Origin of the sequence: Roseitalea porphyridii (assembly GCF_004331955.1) — a bacterium.
Classification (GTDB): Bacteria; Pseudomonadota; Alphaproteobacteria; order Rhizobiales; family Rhizobiaceae; genus Roseitalea; species Roseitalea porphyridii.
Genome location: NZ_CP036532.1, coordinates 1,493,660 through 1,508,209 on the forward strand (window position 1 = coordinate 1,493,660; position 14,550 = coordinate 1,508,209).

Genomic DNA, 14,550 nt, shown 5'->3' on the forward strand with positions numbered 1-14,550 from the left:
CAATGGCGCTGGCAGTTGAGATTTATCAGTTGACGAAGTCCTTCCCGCCGGACGAGCGCTTCGGAATGAGCAGTCAAATGCGGCGATGCGCAACATCCATCCCGGCCAACATTGCCGAAGGATTCGGTCGGGAGAGCCGGCAGTCTTTCATCCAGTACTTGCGGATCGCGCAGGGCTCGCTGAAGGAACTTGAAACGCTCTCCGAATTGGCACGGCGGGTCGGCTTGCTGGGTGGAGATGAAAGCGAAGGGGTGGCCTCGAAATGCACGAGCCTTGGCAAGATGCTTCGGTCACTGATCCGCAAGCTCGAGCAAAAGGGCCGATAGCGTCGGCATGACCATTCACCAATCACCATTCACCATTCACGCGCCCGCCAGGAGCGCTCCATGACCGAACACAACGTCCGCAACTTCAATATCAATTTCGGTCCGCAGCACCCTGCGGCGCACGGCGTGTTGCGCCTGGTGCTCGAGCTTGACGGCGAACTGTGCGAGCGCGTCGATCCGCATATCGGCCTGCTGCATCGCGGCACCGAGAAGCTGATCGAGCACAAGACCTACCTGCAGGCCGTGCCCTATTTCGACCGGCTCGACTACGTCGCGCCGATGAACCAGGAGCACGCCTTCGCGCTCGCGGTCGAACGTCTTCTGGAGGTCGAGGTGCCGCGCCGGGGCCAGCTCATCCGCGTGCTCTACTCGGAGATCGGCCGGATCCTGTCGCACCTTCTGAACGTGACAACCCAGGCGCTCGATGTCGGCGCGCTCACCCCGCCGCTGTGGGGGTTCGAGGAGCGCGAAAAGCTGATGATGTTCTACGAGCGGGCCTGCGGCGCGCGTCTGCACGCGGCCTACTTCCGGCCCGGCGGCGTCCACCAGGACCTGCCGCCCAAGCTTGTCGAGGACATCGGCGACTGGATCGATCCGTTCCTGAAGGTCGTCGACGACATTGACGGGCTCCTGACCGGCAACCGCATCTTCAAGCAGCGCAACGTCGACATTGGCGTGGTCGATCTGGACGATGCCTGGGCCTGGGGCTTTTCGGGCGTGATGGTGCGCGGCTCGGGCGCGAAATGGGACCTGCGCCGTTCACAGCCCTACGAATGCTACGACGAGATGGAATTCCAGATCCCGATCGGCAAGAACGGCGACTGTTTCGACCGCTATCTGATCCGCATGGAGGAGATGCGCCAGTCCGCCGCGATCATGCGCCAGTGCGTCGACAAGTTGATGAGCGCCGACGGCCAGGGCCCGGTTTCCGACACCGACGGCAAGATCGTGCCGCCCAAGCGCGGACAGATGAAGCGCTCGATGGAAGCGCTCATCCACCATTTCAAGCTCTACACCGAAGGCTACAAGGTGCCGCCCGGCGAGGTCTACGCCGCCGTCGAGGCGCCCAAGGGCGAGTTCGGCGTCTATCTTGTCGCCGACGGCACCAACAAGCCCTACCGCTGCAAGCTGCGCGCGCCCGGGTTCGCGCATCTGCAGGCCATGGATTTCCTCAGCCGCGGCCACATGCTGGCCGACGTCTCGGCGATCCTTGGTTCGCTCGACATCGTGTTCGGAGAGGTTGACCGATAATGTCCGTACGCCGTCTCGCCGAAGACACGCTCCAGCCCGAAGGCTTCAAGTTCGACCGCGCCAATGCGGCCGAGGCCAAGGGGTGGATCAGGAAGTATCCCAAGGGCCGCCAGCATTCGGCGGTGATCCCGCTTCTGATGCTGGCCCAGGACCAGGAAGGCTGGGTGACCCGTGCCGCGATCGAGCATGTCGCCGAGATGCTCGATATGCCGCTGATCCGCGTCATGGAGGTCGCCACATTCTATACCCAGTTCCAGCTGGAGCCGGTCGGCACGAAGGCGCATGTGCAGGTGTGCGGCACCACGCCCTGCATGCTGCGCGGCGCCGAGGAACTGATGGCGGTCTGCCAGCGCAAGATCAACGAGCGCCAGTTCGTGCGCAACGATGCGGGCACGCTGTCCTGGGAAGAGGTCGAGTGCCAGGGCGCATGCGTGAACGCGCCCATGGCGATCATCGGGCGCGACGCCTACGAAGACCTGACGCCTGAACGGCTCGAGGAGATCATCGACGCGTTCGAGGCGGGCAGGGGCGACGAGATCGAGCCGGGCCCGCAGATCGACCGGGTCTATTCGGCGCCGGTAACCGGCCTGACGAGCCTGCTCGACGATGACGGGAAAAAGCCTGCTTCAAGGGCGCGCAAGACACCGGGAACGAAGAGCAAGGCCGCCGCGGCCAAAGGACCGGATGCGGCCAAGGCCAAGCCCGGCACGGCGAAGACGAAGACCAAGGTCAGCCCGACGGCTGCGATCGCCTCCACCGCGAGCGCTGTCCGCCCCAGCAAGAAGCAGCCGGCCAAGTCCGTGGCCGAAGGCAATCCGACCATGAAGCTCGCCGCGACCGCCTCGGGCCGGGCCAAGAAGCCCCCGAAACGCTCCGAACTGACCGGTTCGGAGAGTCCGGCCGCGGCGGCACAATCCAGGGCGGCGGGCCGGGACACGCCGCAGACAGCGCCGAAGAGTCCGGCCCGCACCCGCAAGCCGGCCAAGGGCGCGCCGGCGGCCACCGCGCGTGGCGCCGCGTCCGACAAGACCGTCAAGGCCGCCTCGCAAAGCGGCACCAGGGCGTCGGGCGCCGCCATGCGCGATCCGGTGGTCCACGACGAGATGGGCGGCCTGCGCGCGGACAAGAACCGGCCGGCGGCGATGGAGCGTCCCGCCGCGCCCGACGATCTCAAGCTGATCTCCGGCGTCGGGCCGAAGCTCGAGGAAAAGCTCAACGGTCTGGGCATCTACACGTTCGGCCAGATCGCCAAGTGGAAGAAGGCCGAGCGCGAATGGGTCGACGGCTATCTGAGCTTCAAGGGCCGCATCGAACGCGACGACTGGGTCAAGCAGGCCAAGGCCTTGGCCAAGGGCGGCGTGGACGAGTATGTTCGTGTCTTCGGCAAGAAGCCGCGATGAGGCAGCGATGACGGATCAGACCCAGGAACTGATGTTCGAGATACTGAAGAACCTCCAAGGTGAGGTCCGCATGCTTCGCGAAGGTCAGCGAGACATAAAGGAAGAGCTTATCGCCGTGCGCCTGCACCAGCATGCGGCGCAGGGAGAGCTCAATGCCCTGCTTTCCCGCATGGGAGGCGTGGAAAACCGTCTCGAACGCATCGAACGACGCCTCGACATCGTATCGGAACCGGCGAACTGAGAGAAAACCATGCTCGCTGACAAGGATCGCATCTTCACCAACATCTACGGCCTGCGCGACAAGTCGCTCAAGGGCGCGATGGGCCGTGGTCACTGGGACGACACCAAGGGCCTGGTCGACAAGGGCCGCGACTGGATCATCTCCGAGATGAAGGCGTCGGGCCTGCGCGGCCGTGGCGGCGCGGGATTTCCGACCGGCCTGAAATGGTCGTTCATGCCCAAGGAAGTGGGCGAGCGGCCGCATTACCTCGTCGTCAATGCCGACGAATCCGAGCCGGGCACCTGCAAGGACCGCGAGATCCTGCGCCACGATCCGCACACGCTGATCGAGGGCTGTCTCGTCGCCGGCTTCGCGATGAACGCGCATGTCGCCTACATCTATGTGCGTGGCGAGTTCATGCGCGAGCGCGAGGCGCTTCAGGCGGCAATCGACGAGTGCTACGAGGCCGGCCTTCTGGGCAAGAACAACAAGTGCGGCTGGGACATGGAGGTCTACGTCCATCACGGCGCCGGCGCCTATATCTGCGGCGAGGAGACCGCGCTGCTCGAAAGCCTGGAAGGCAAGAAGGGCCAGCCGCGCCTCAAGCCGCCGTTCCCGGCCAATGTCGGCCTTTACGGCTGCCCGACCACCGTCAACAACGTCGAATCGATCGCCGTTGCGCCGACAATTTTGCGGCGCGGGGCAGGCTGGTTCTCGGCGCTCGGCAAGGAGAACAACACCGGCACCAAGCTGTTCTGCGTGTCCGGCCACGTCAACGCGCCGTGCACGGTCGAAGAGGAGATGTCCATTCCGTTCCGTGAACTGATCGACCGCCACTGCGGCGGCATCCGTGGCGGCTGGGACAATCTGCTGGCGGTGATTCCTGGCGGCTCGTCCGTTCCGCTCGTTCCGGCCGAACAGATCATCGACTGCCCGATGGACTTCGACAGCCTGCGCGGCCTTCAGTCGGGCCTCGGCACCGCCGCCGTGATCGTCATGGACAAGTCGACCGACATCGTAAAGGCGATCGCGCGGCTGTCCTATTTCTACAAGCATGAAAGCTGTGGCCAGTGCACGCCGTGCCGCGAGGGCACCGGCTGGATGTGGCGCGTGATGGAGCGCATGGTCGTCGGCAACGCGCACAAGCGCGAGATCGACATGCTGCTCGATGTCACCAAGCAGGTCGAGGGACACACGATCTGCGCGCTTGGCGATGCCGCCGCATGGCCGATCCAGGGCCTCATTCGCCACTTCCGGTCCGAGATCGAGCGCCGCATCGACGAGTTCTCGCGGAACGCGCATCAGGCCAAACCGGTTCTGGAAGCGGCGGAGTAGAATTTCGCCGAGAATTATGCTGCAATGCAGCACGCGTTCCCTTGCCTGTTCTCTTTGTGTTGATCGAAAGGGCCGGGCTAGGGGGCGAACGAGACCATGAAGAGACCGTTACCGGTCCGCCCGGACGCCGTTACGACGAGCGTCCGGCACGAGGAAACACCACGGAACGGCGAACGCAAGCGACAGCTGAGGAGAGACACATGTCGATGTTTCCGTTCGCAGACGACTGGATGAGCCCGCAGGCCAGGGAAAACCCGTTCGTGGCGCTGATGCCGGGCATGGAGCCGCTGCAGAAGACCACCGAAGACTGGCTTCGCGGCATGGGTGTGCCGAGAGTTCCGGACATGTCCGGCATGGCCGTGCTGCCCGACGCCAAGGCAATCGAAGCCAACATGGAGACGATGCTCAACGCGGTGCCGGGCTTCGAGGGCATGCCGAATCTCGCCACTCATCCCGTGGCCGCGATGGCCGCCGGCACCGCCGTGTCGATGGGCGCGGCGAGCCAGATGATGGGCACCATGTTCGGCGCGATGACGGGCATGATGGACACCGCCATGCGCATGCAGAAGGCGACCCGCGAGGTCTCGCCCTTCGCGCCGCCCGGGACGGACATGACCAACCCGCTCAAGTTCGAGTGGGCGTTCGGCCTGGCTGAAGAGATGGCCGGGAATGCCGCAACCGTGGCCGAGACCACGCCGAAGGCCGAGGTCCGCGCGCCCCGCAAGAAGGCAACCGCCAGGAGCAACGGCAAGACGAAGCTCGCGCTGGAACCGGCGGCGGCCGTGGCGCCGACGCCCGATGGCGCGCCGGCCGCGACGATCCCCGCCGCGGAGGCCGTTGCGACCGAGCTTCCGGCCCGCCCCGGAGGCCCGGCCCCGCTCGACATCATGCCCGAGGATTTTCGTCAGCCACGCAAGGTGGAAAAGCCGGCATCGCCCGACGATCTGAAGATGATCTCGGGCGTCGGTCCCAAGCTCGAAAGCGTGCTCAACAGCCTCGGCATCTGGACCTTCGCACAGATCGCCGAGTGGACCCCCGAGGAAGTCGCCTGGGTGGACGATTATCTCCAGTTCAAGGGCCGCATCGAGCGTGACGGCTGGATCGCCCAGGCTGCCGCGCTCGCCAAGGGCGGCCGCGACGAATATGTCAGGATGTTCGGCAAGGAGCCGCGCTGAGACGGACCCATCGGCCCGGGCGCCAAGGCGTCCGGGCCGGCCCATTGACCGGCACTTGCAGAAGGCCGGCGACAAAAACGGAGGAAAGCCCTTGCTGCTGGCCGAGGCAAACATTGCTCGCGCAAAAAAACCGCTCGACGATCCGGCCATGGCCGATTTCGTTGCAAGGATCGACCAGGTGAACGCGGTCGCCGAACGCTCGGACGGCTTTGTCTGGCGCTATCAGGTTGCAGAGGGCAACACGCTCGCGATGGGCGTTTTTGACGATCCGATGGTGATCTTCAACATGAGCGTCTGGGAAACACCCCGGCACCTCGAACACTATGTCTGGAATACCGTCCACAAGCACGTTTACCGGCGCAAGGCCGAGTGGTTCGACGCGATCGAGTCCCATAACTTTGCGATGTGGTGGGTGGAGGACGGGCATCGACCTTCGCCTGATGAAGCACGCCAACGGCTTGACCATTTGGACCGGCACGGCAATACGGACCATGCGTTCGACTGGGCGCACTTGCCGCACGTCAAGCTGTGGCAGAGCCAGCGCTGCGCGTGAGATGACGACTGAGAGACGGAAAGGCGCCCATGGCCCTGATCAAGGTTGACGGCAAGGAAATCGAGGTTCCCGACCACTACACGCTGTTGCAGGCGTGCGAGGAAGCCGGCGCCGAGATTCCGCGTTTTTGCTATCACGAGCGCCTGTCGATCGCCGGCAACTGCCGGATGTGCCTGGTCGAGGTGAAGGGCGGGCCGCCCAAGCCCGCCGCGTCCTGCGCGATGGGCGTGCGCGATCTGCGCCCGGGCCCCGAGGGACAGCCGCCTGAGGTTTTCACGACCACGCCGATGGTCAAGAAGGCTCGCGAAGGCGTGATGGAATTCCTGCTGATCAACCATCCGCTCGATTGCCCGATCTGCGACCAGGGCGGCGAGTGCGACCTGCAGGACCAGGCGATGGCCTACGGCATCGATTCCTCGCGCTTCCAGGAGAACAAGCGCGCCGTCGAGGACAAATATATCGGCCCGCTCGTCAAGACGATCATGACGCGCTGCATCCACTGCACCCGCTGCGTCCGCTTCACGACCGAGGTCGCCGGAATTTCCGAGCTTGGCCTGATCGGTCGCGGCGAGGACGCCGAGATCACCACCTATCTCGAACAGGCGATGACGTCCGAACTGCAGGGCAATGTCATCGACCTTTGCCCGGTCGGCGCGCTCACCTCGCGCCCCTACGCCTTCCAGGCGCGCCCATGGGAGCTGACCAAGACCGAATCGATCGACGTGATGGACGCGGTCGGCTCGGCCATCCGCGTCGACACGCGCGGCCGCGAGGTCAAGCGCATCATGCCGCGCGTCAACGAGCAGGTGAACGAGGAGTGGATCTCCGACAAGACCCGCTTCGTCTGGGACGGCCTGCGCACCCAGCGGCTCGACCGGCCCTACGTGCGCGGCGCCGACGGCAGGCTCAAGCCCGCCGCGTGGAGCGAGGCATTCGCTGCCGTCAAGGCGGCGCTCGACGGCAAGGCGGGCGACCGGATCGGCGCCATCGCCGGCGATCTGTCCGGTGTCGAGGAGATGTTCGCCGCCAAGCTCCTGATGGAAAGTCTTGGTTCGCCGAACGTCGATTGCCGCCAGGACGGCGCCGCGCTCGATCCCGCGCTCGGCCGCGCCTCCTACCTGTTCAACGCCACCATCGAAGGCATTGAGGATGCCGACGCGATCCTGATCGTCGGCGCCAATCCGCGCTTTGAGGCCTCGGTCCTGAACGCGCGCATCCGCAAGGCCTGGCGCGCCGCGCCGATCCCGATCGGCGTGATCGGCGACATGGGCGATCTGCGCTACGATTACGAGGCGCTCGGCGCGGGTCCCGAAACGCTCAAGGATCTGGTCGAAAAGGGCGGCAAGTTCGTCACCAGGCTCAAGAAGGCCAAGCGGCCGCTGATCATCGTCGGCCAGGGCGCGCTGGCGCGCGGCGACGGCCGCGCCGTGCTCGGCCTTGCCGCAAGCCTTGCTGATCAGGTCGGCGCGCTGACCGAAGACTGGAACGGCCTGTGCGTCCTGCACACGGCCGCCGCGCGCGTCGGCGGGCTCGACATCGGCATGGTGCCGGGCGAGGGCGGTCTGAACGCGGCCAGGATGGTCGCAGAGACCGACGTGCTGTTCCTGCTTGGCGCGGACGAGATGGATCTTCGCAAGCGCAAGCAGGGCGCGACGACCATCTATATCGGCACCCACGGCGATGTCGGCGCCCACCATGCCGACATCATCCTGCCGGCCGCGGCCTACACCGAGAAGTCGGCGATCTACGTCAATACCGAGGGTCGCGTGCAGATGACCAACCGCGCCGGCTTCCCCCCGGGCGAAGCGCGCGAGGACTGGGCGATCCTGCGCGCCCTGTCCGACGTGATCGGCCACAAGCTGCCGTTCGATTCGCTTGGCCAGTTGCGCGCGAAACTGTTCGAGGCGCACCCGCATCTGGCCGCGATCGGCACGATCCAGCCCGGCGACGCCGACGCCATGCGTGCATTGGCCTCCAAGGGCGGACGGCTGGGGAAATCGGCGTTTGCATCACCGGTCAAAGACTTCTATCTGACCAACCCGATCGCCCGCGCCTCGGCCGTCATGGCCGAATGCTCGGCGCTGGCGCGCAACGCCATGCCCGAAGCGGCGGAATAAGCCGGCGATTGGACCGATATCATGCTTGAGACCTACGTCATTCCCGGCCTGCTGATCCTCGCCCAGTCGCTGGCGTTCCTGACGGTGCTGCTCGTGTTCACCGCGTTCGTGCTGTACGCCGACCGCAAGATCTGGGCTGCCGTGCAGAGCCGGAAGGGCCCCAACGTGGTCGGCCCGTTCGGCCTGCTGCAGTCCTTCGCCGACCTTTTGAAGTTCGTCATCAAGGAACCGATCATTCCCGCCGGCGCAAACCGGGGCATCTTCCTGTTCGCGCCGCTCGTGTCGGCCGGCCTTGCGCTGATCGCCTGGGCCGTGATCCCGGTGCAGGAAGGCTGGGCGATCGCCAATATCAATGTCGGCATCCTGTTCGTGTTCGCCGTCTCCGCGCTCGAGGTCTACGGCGTGATCATGGCCGGCTGGGCGTCGAACTCGAAATATCCGTTCCTGGGCGCGCTGCGCTCGGCCGCGCAGATGGTCTCCTACGAGGTCTCCATCGGCTTCGTGATCGTCACCGTGCTGCTGCTGGTGGGTTCGCTCAACCTGACCGACATCGTGCTCGCCCAGCGCGACGGCATCGGCACCTGGCTGGGCCTGCCGAACACGTTCCTCGACTGGCACTGGCTCGGCCTTTTGCCGATGTTCGTGATCTTCTTCATCTCCGCGCTCGCCGAGACCAACCGGCCGCCCTTCGATCTGGTCGAGGCCGAATCGGAACTCGTCGCCGGTCACATGATCGAATATTCGTCGACGCCCTACATGCTGTTCATGCTGGGCGAGTACATCGCCATCCTTCTGATGTGCGCGCTGACCGTGATCCTGTTCATGGGCGGATGGCTGCCGCCTTTCGATTTCGCGCCGTTCACCTGGCTGCCCGGCGTGTTCTGGTTCATGTTCAAGCTGTGTCTGGTCTTCTTCATGTTCGCCATGGTGAAGGCGATCGTGCCGCGCTACCGCTACGACCAGCTCATGCGCCTTGGCTGGAAGGTGTTCCTGCCCATATCCCTGTTCATGGTGGTGGCCACCGCCGCCTTCCTCAAGCTGACCGGCTGGGCTTAAGCCAAAGGACCGGAGACCGAACCGATGACAACATTCGCGCAAGCCGCCAAATCGCTGCTGTTGGCCGAGTTCGTCAGCGCCTTCTTCATGGCGATGCGCCGGTTCGTGGCGCCCAAGGCGACGATCAACTACCCGCACGAGAAGGGCAAGCTGAGCCCGCGCTTCAGGGGTGAGCACGCGCTGCGCCGCTATCCCAATGGCGAGGAGCGCTGCATCGCCTGCAAGCTGTGCGAGGCGATCTGCCCGGCCCAGGCGATCACCATCGAGGCCGGCCCGCGCCGCAACGACGGCACGCGGCGCACGGTCCGCTACGACATCGACATGGTCAAATGCATCTATTGCGGCTTCTGCCAGGAGGCCTGTCCGGTCGATGCGATCGTCGAGGGACCGAACTTCGAGTTCGCCACCGAGACGCGCGAGGAACTGTACTACGACAAGGAAAAACTGCTGGCCAACGGGGACCGGTGGGAACGCGAGATCGCCCGCAACATGGCGCTCGACGCGCCCTACCGTTGAGGCCGGCGACAAGAAAAGTCCACGGGGCGGGGCGGTTCAACCAAATGCGCCTAGCCCCAGCGCGCCGGGCCTGCTAGAGCGCAGCCGGCACACCACAGATCGGGGAAACACATGCTGTTGACCGGCCTTTCGGCGGCATTCTTCTACATGTTCGCGCTCGTTGCGGTGACATGCTCGGTCATGGTCGTCGTGGCGCGCAATCCGGTGCATTCGGTGCTCTACCTGATCGCGGTGTTCTTCAACACCGCCGCGCTCTTCATCCTGACCGGCGCCGAGTTCCTCGGCATGATCCTGCTGGCGGTCTATGTCGGCGCCGTGGCGGTGCTGTTCCTGTTCGTCGTCATGATGCTCGAGGTCAATCGCGCCTCCGTGCGCCAGGGCATCGCGGAATACGCGCCGGTTGGCGTTCTGATCGGCATCGTCATCGCCGCCCAGCTTCTGATCGTTGTGGTCGGCCAGTCCTTTGCCGTGGCGACGCCCGGCACGGCCGAACTGCCGATGCCGGACCCGGCGGTGCGCCACAACACGGCCGCGCTCGGCGACGTGCTCTACACCGACTATGTCTACTTCTTCCAGATCGCCGGCATGGTGCTGCTGGTGGCGATGATCGGCGCCATCGTTTTGACGCTTCGCGACCCCCGTCCGCAGGTCAAGCGCCAGGACATCGGCGCCCAGGTCGGCCGCGATCCGAAGAAGGCGATCGAACTGGTCGATGTCGACAGCGGCAAGGGGCTCTGAAAGACGCCATGACCATCACCATCGCCCACTTTCTGACCGTCTCGGCGCTGATGTTCGTCATCGGCATCTTCGGCATCTTCCTCAACCGCAAGTCCGTCATCGTCATCCTGATGAGCGTCGAACTGATCCTTCTGTCGGTGAACCTGAACTTCATCGCCTTTTCGGCGCACCTGCAGGATCTGGTCGGCCAGGTCTTCGCCCTGTTCGTGCTGACCGTCGCGGCGGCCGAAGCCGCCATCGGGCTTGCCATCCTCGTTGTCTTCTACCGCAATCGCGGCTCGATCGCCGTTGAAGACGTCTCCACGATGAAGGGCTGATCGCACCCATGTATCACGCCATCGTCTTCCTGCCCCTTCTGGGCGCGCTGATTGCCGGCTTCGGCGGACGCGCGCTCGGCGCAAAGGCCTGCGAATACGTCACCTCCGGCTTTCTGGTGATCGCCGCGATCCTGTCGTGGATCGCGCTGATCACGGTCGGCTTCTCGGAAGCCGATCCGCGCACGGTCCAGGTCATGCGGTTCATGGATTCGGGCAATCTGGATGTCGACTGGGCCTTCCGCATCGACACGCTGACGGTGGTCATGCTCGTCGTCGTGACGACCGTCTCCTCGCTCGTGCACATCTATTCGATCGGCTACATGCACCACGACCCGCACCGGCCGCGGTTCTTCGCCTATCTGTCGCTGTTCACCTTCGCCATGCTGATGCTGGTGACCGCCGACAATCTGATCCAGATGTTCTTCGGCTGGGAGGGCGTCGGGCTCGCCTCCTATCTGCTGATCGGCTTCTGGTACAAGAAGGCCTCGGCCAACAACGCCGCCATGAAGGCGTTCATCGTCAACAGGGTTGGCGATTTCGGCTTCATCCTGGGCATTTTCGGCGTGTTCGTGCTGTTCGGCTCGGTCAATTTCGACACGATCTTCGCCAATGCCGCCGCCTTCGCGTCCGTCGACGGCGAGGCATCCGAGGCGGCGCGCGAGGTGCTGCTGACCTTCCTCTGGATGGACCTGACCGCCGGCGAGGCGCTGACCGCCGTGTGCCTGCTGCTGTTCCTGGGCGCGATGGGCAAGTCGGCCCAGTTCCTGCTGCACACCTGGCTGCCCGACGCGATGGAGGGCCCGACGCCGGTCTCCGCGCTCATCCATGCCGCCACCATGGTCACGGCGGGCGTGTTCATGGTCGCGCGCCTGTCGCCGATCTTCGAATATTCACAGGACGCGCTGACCGTCGTCACCATCGTCGGCGCCATCACCGCCTTCTTCGCCGCCACGGTCGGCCTCGTCCAGAACGACATCAAGCGCGTCATCGCCTATTCGACCTGCTCGCAGCTCGGCTACATGTTCGTCGCGCTCGGCATCGGCGCCTATGGCGCCGCGATGTTCCACCTGTTCACCCACGCCTTCTTCAAGGCGCTCTTGTTCCTGGGCGCCGGCTCGGTGATCCACGCGGTCTCCGACGAGCAGGACATGCGCAAGATGGGCGGGCTCCGCAAGCACATCCCGATGACCTACTGGATGATGATCATCGGCACGGTCGCGCTGACCGGGGTCGGCATTCCGGGCACTTACATTGGCACCGCCGGCTTCTTCTCCAAGGACGCCATCATCGAGAGCGCTTTCGTCGGCCAGAACGCGGCCGCCGGCATCGCCTTCGGCCTGCTGGTGATCGCCGCGCTGTTCACCTCGTTCTATTCCTGGCGCCTGATCTTCATGACCTTCCACGGCAAGCCGCGCGCCACGGCCGATGTCATGCACCATGTGCACGAATCGCCGCCCGTGATGCTGGTGCCGCTCTACGTGCTTGCGGCGGGCGCCCTGTTTGCCGGCGTCCTCTTCTATTCGGCGTTCGTCGGCCACGGCCACCACGAGGGCTGGTACAACGACTTCTTCCGCACGGCGCTGTTCGCCGGACCCGACAACCATGTTCTCGACGAGTTCCACGACGTTCCCTACTGGGTGAAGTGGAGCCCGTTCGTGGTCATGGCCATCGGCCTTGTGACGGCGTGGTACATGTATATCCGCTCGCCGGAGACCCCGGCCGCACTCGCCCGCCAGCACGCCGGCCTTTACCGGTTCCTGCTCAACAAATGGTATTTCGACGAACTCTACGACTTCCTGTTCGTCCGCCCGGCAAAGCGTCTCGGCACCTTCCTGTGGAAGCGCGGAGACGGCTGGCTGATCGACGGGTTCGGACCGGACGGCGTCGCCAGACGCGTCACCGACGTCACCGGCCGCGTGGTCAAGTGGCAGACCGGCTACATCTACCACTACGCCTTCGCCATGGTGATCGGCATCGCCGCGCTCGTCACCTGGATGATGCTCGGAGGAGTGCTGTGATGGCCGGCATGCCGCTTCTGTCGCTGGTCACCTTCCTGCCGCTGGTCGGTGTCCTCGTCATCTTCTTCATCTCCGACGAGACGGAGATGGGCCTGCGCAACATCCGCATGGTCGCGCTGCTGACGACCGTGTTCACGTTCCTCGTCTCGCTGCTGATCTGGGCCGGCTTCGACACGTCCAATCCCGGTTTCCAGTTCGTCGAGGAGGCCGAGTGGCTCGGCGGTGGGCTGACCTACCGTATGGGCGTCGACGGCATCTCGATGCTGTTCGTCATCCTGACCACCTTCCTGATGCCGATCTGCATCCTGGCGAGCTGGGAGGCGGTGCAGAGCCGCGTGAAGGCCTACATGCTCGCCTTCCTGATCCTCGAGACGCTGATGATCGGCGTGTTCTGCGCGCTCGACATCGTGCTGTTCTACGTCTTCTTCGAGGGCGGCCTGATCCCGATGTTCATCATCATCGGCGTGTGGGGCGGCAAGCGGCGCGTCTACGCCTCGTTCAAGTTCTTCCTCTACACGCTGCTCGGCTCGGTGCTGATGCTGCTCGCCATCATGGCCATGTACTGGGAGGCGGGCACGACCTCGATCCCCGAACTTCTCGCCCATGATTTCCCGCCGCAGATGCAGTTCTGGCTGTGGCTGGCCTTCTTTGCGTCCTTCGCCGTCAAGATGCCGATGTGGCCGGTGCACACCTGGTTGCCGGACGCCCACGTCGAGGCGCCGACGGCCGGCTCGGTGATCCTTGCCGGCATCCTGCTCAAGCTCGGCGGCTATGGCTTCATCCGCTTTTCGCTGGGCATGTTCCCGCTCGCCTCGGCCGATCTGGCCTGGCTCGTGTTCACCCTGTCGGTGATCGCCATCGTCTACACCTCGCTGGTGGCGATGATGCAGCAGGACATGAAGAAGCTGATCGCCTATTCGTCGGTCGCCCATATGGGCTTCGTGACGATGGGCATCTTCGCCGCCAACGTGCAGGGCCTTGAGGGCGCGATCTTCCAGATGCTCAGCCACGGCCTCGTCTCGGGCGCGCTGTTCCTGTGCGTCGGCGTCGTCTACGACCGGCTGCACACGCGCGAAATCGCCGCCTATGGCGGGCTGGTCCACAACATGCCGGCCTATGCGGTCGCCTTCATGGTGTTCACCATGGCCAATGTCGGCCTGCCGGGCACGTCGGGCTTCGTCGGCGAGTTCCTCACCCTGATGGGCATGTTCCGCGTCAACACCTGGTTCGCCCTGTTTGCGGCGACCGGCGTGATCCTGTCGGCCTGCTATGCGCTGTGGCTCTATCGGCGCGTCATCTTCGGCGCGCTCGAAAAGGAGACGCTGAAATCGCTGCTCGATCTTTCCACCCGCGAGAAGGTCACGCTCTACCCGCTCGTCGTGCTGACGATCTTCTTCGGCGTCTATCCCGCGCCCATCCTCGATGTGATCGGCCCCTCGGTCGAGGCGCTGCTGGTCGACTACCAGGCCGCGCTCGATGCGGCCGCCGCGGCCGGTGACGTTGCCGCGCAGATGAACTGAACGGACCC

At 64.8% G+C, this 14,550-nt stretch carries 14 protein-coding genes; all 14 read left to right on the forward strand.

The features are described from left to right. The first annotated feature begins 2 nt into the window (after positions 1-2). On the forward strand, positions 3-326 hold the full coding sequence (locus E0E05_RS07230; protein ID WP_131616105.1) for a four helix bundle protein: 324 nt from the start codon (positions 3-5) through the stop codon (positions 324-326). 60 nt (positions 327-386) lie between these two features. Then, on the forward strand, positions 387-1,577 hold the full coding sequence (locus E0E05_RS07235; protein WP_131616106.1) for an NADH-quinone oxidoreductase subunit D: 1,191 nt from the start codon (positions 387-389) through the stop codon (positions 1,575-1,577). After that, complete coding sequence (nuoE, locus tag E0E05_RS07240) at positions 1,577-2,977, forward strand: NADH-quinone oxidoreductase subunit NuoE (protein ID WP_131616107.1); 1,401 nt, start codon at positions 1,577-1,579, stop codon at positions 2,975-2,977. Before E0E05_RS07235 ends, nuoE begins: the two co-directional genes overlap by 1 nt. A gap of 7 nt (positions 2,978-2,984) precedes the next feature. Next, entirely contained in the window at positions 2,985-3,218 is a 234-nt protein-coding gene (locus E0E05_RS07245) for a hypothetical protein (protein ID WP_131616108.1), read from the forward strand. 9 nt (positions 3,219-3,227) lie between these two features. After that, the gene (gene nuoF / locus E0E05_RS07250; protein WP_131616109.1) at positions 3,228-4,532 is read left to right on the forward strand and encodes an NADH-quinone oxidoreductase subunit NuoF; all 1,305 of its coding nucleotides are present in this window, start codon (positions 3,228-3,230) and stop codon (positions 4,530-4,532) included. A 200-nt stretch (positions 4,533-4,732) separates the two neighbouring features. After that, positions 4,733-5,707 (forward strand): NADH-quinone oxidoreductase subunit E, encoded by a 975-nt coding sequence (locus tag E0E05_RS17655; RefSeq protein WP_244597996.1) that lies wholly within the window; start codon positions 4,733-4,735, stop codon positions 5,705-5,707. 91 nt (positions 5,708-5,798) lie between these two features. Continuing rightward, a complete protein-coding gene (locus tag E0E05_RS07260) occupies positions 5,799-6,260 on the forward strand; it encodes a DUF3291 domain-containing protein (RefSeq protein WP_210215773.1) in 462 nt (153 codons plus the stop codon). Between the two features lie 29 nt (positions 6,261-6,289). Next, positions 6,290-8,377 carry an NADH-quinone oxidoreductase subunit NuoG gene (nuoG, locus tag E0E05_RS07265; RefSeq protein WP_131616111.1) on the forward strand — a complete coding sequence of 696 codons (2,088 nt, stop codon included), beginning with the start codon at positions 6,290-6,292 and terminating at the stop codon, positions 8,375-8,377. 21 nt (positions 8,378-8,398) lie between these two features. Continuing rightward, positions 8,399-9,433, forward strand: a complete 1,035-nt coding sequence (nuoH, locus tag E0E05_RS07270; protein ID WP_039723361.1) for an NADH-quinone oxidoreductase subunit NuoH — start codon at positions 8,399-8,401, stop codon at positions 9,431-9,433. A 24-nt stretch (positions 9,434-9,457) separates the two neighbouring features. Further along, the gene (nuoI, locus tag E0E05_RS07275) at positions 9,458-9,949 is read left to right on the forward strand and encodes an NADH-quinone oxidoreductase subunit NuoI (RefSeq protein ID WP_039723360.1); all 492 of its coding nucleotides are present in this window, start codon (positions 9,458-9,460) and stop codon (positions 9,947-9,949) included. A gap of 111 nt (positions 9,950-10,060) precedes the next feature. Further along, a complete protein-coding gene (locus tag E0E05_RS07280) occupies positions 10,061-10,687 on the forward strand; it encodes an NADH-quinone oxidoreductase subunit J (RefSeq protein WP_192900453.1) in 627 nt (208 codons plus the stop codon). A gap of 8 nt (positions 10,688-10,695) precedes the next feature. Beyond that, positions 10,696-11,004, forward strand: coding sequence for an NADH-quinone oxidoreductase subunit NuoK (gene nuoK, locus E0E05_RS07285; protein WP_039723359.1), 309 nt, complete (start codon positions 10,696-10,698; stop codon positions 11,002-11,004). Positions 11,005-11,012: 8 nt separating this feature from the next. Further along, complete coding sequence (gene nuoL, locus E0E05_RS07290; RefSeq protein WP_131616112.1) at positions 11,013-13,022, forward strand: NADH-quinone oxidoreductase subunit L; 2,010 nt, start codon at positions 11,013-11,015, stop codon at positions 13,020-13,022. Beyond that, positions 13,022-14,542: an NADH-quinone oxidoreductase subunit M gene (locus E0E05_RS07295; protein ID WP_131616113.1), complete on the forward strand. Its 1,521-nt coding sequence runs from the start codon at positions 13,022-13,024 to the stop codon at positions 14,540-14,542. Before nuoL ends, E0E05_RS07295 begins: the two co-directional genes overlap by 1 nt. The last annotated feature ends 8 nt before the right edge of the window (positions 14,543-14,550 follow it).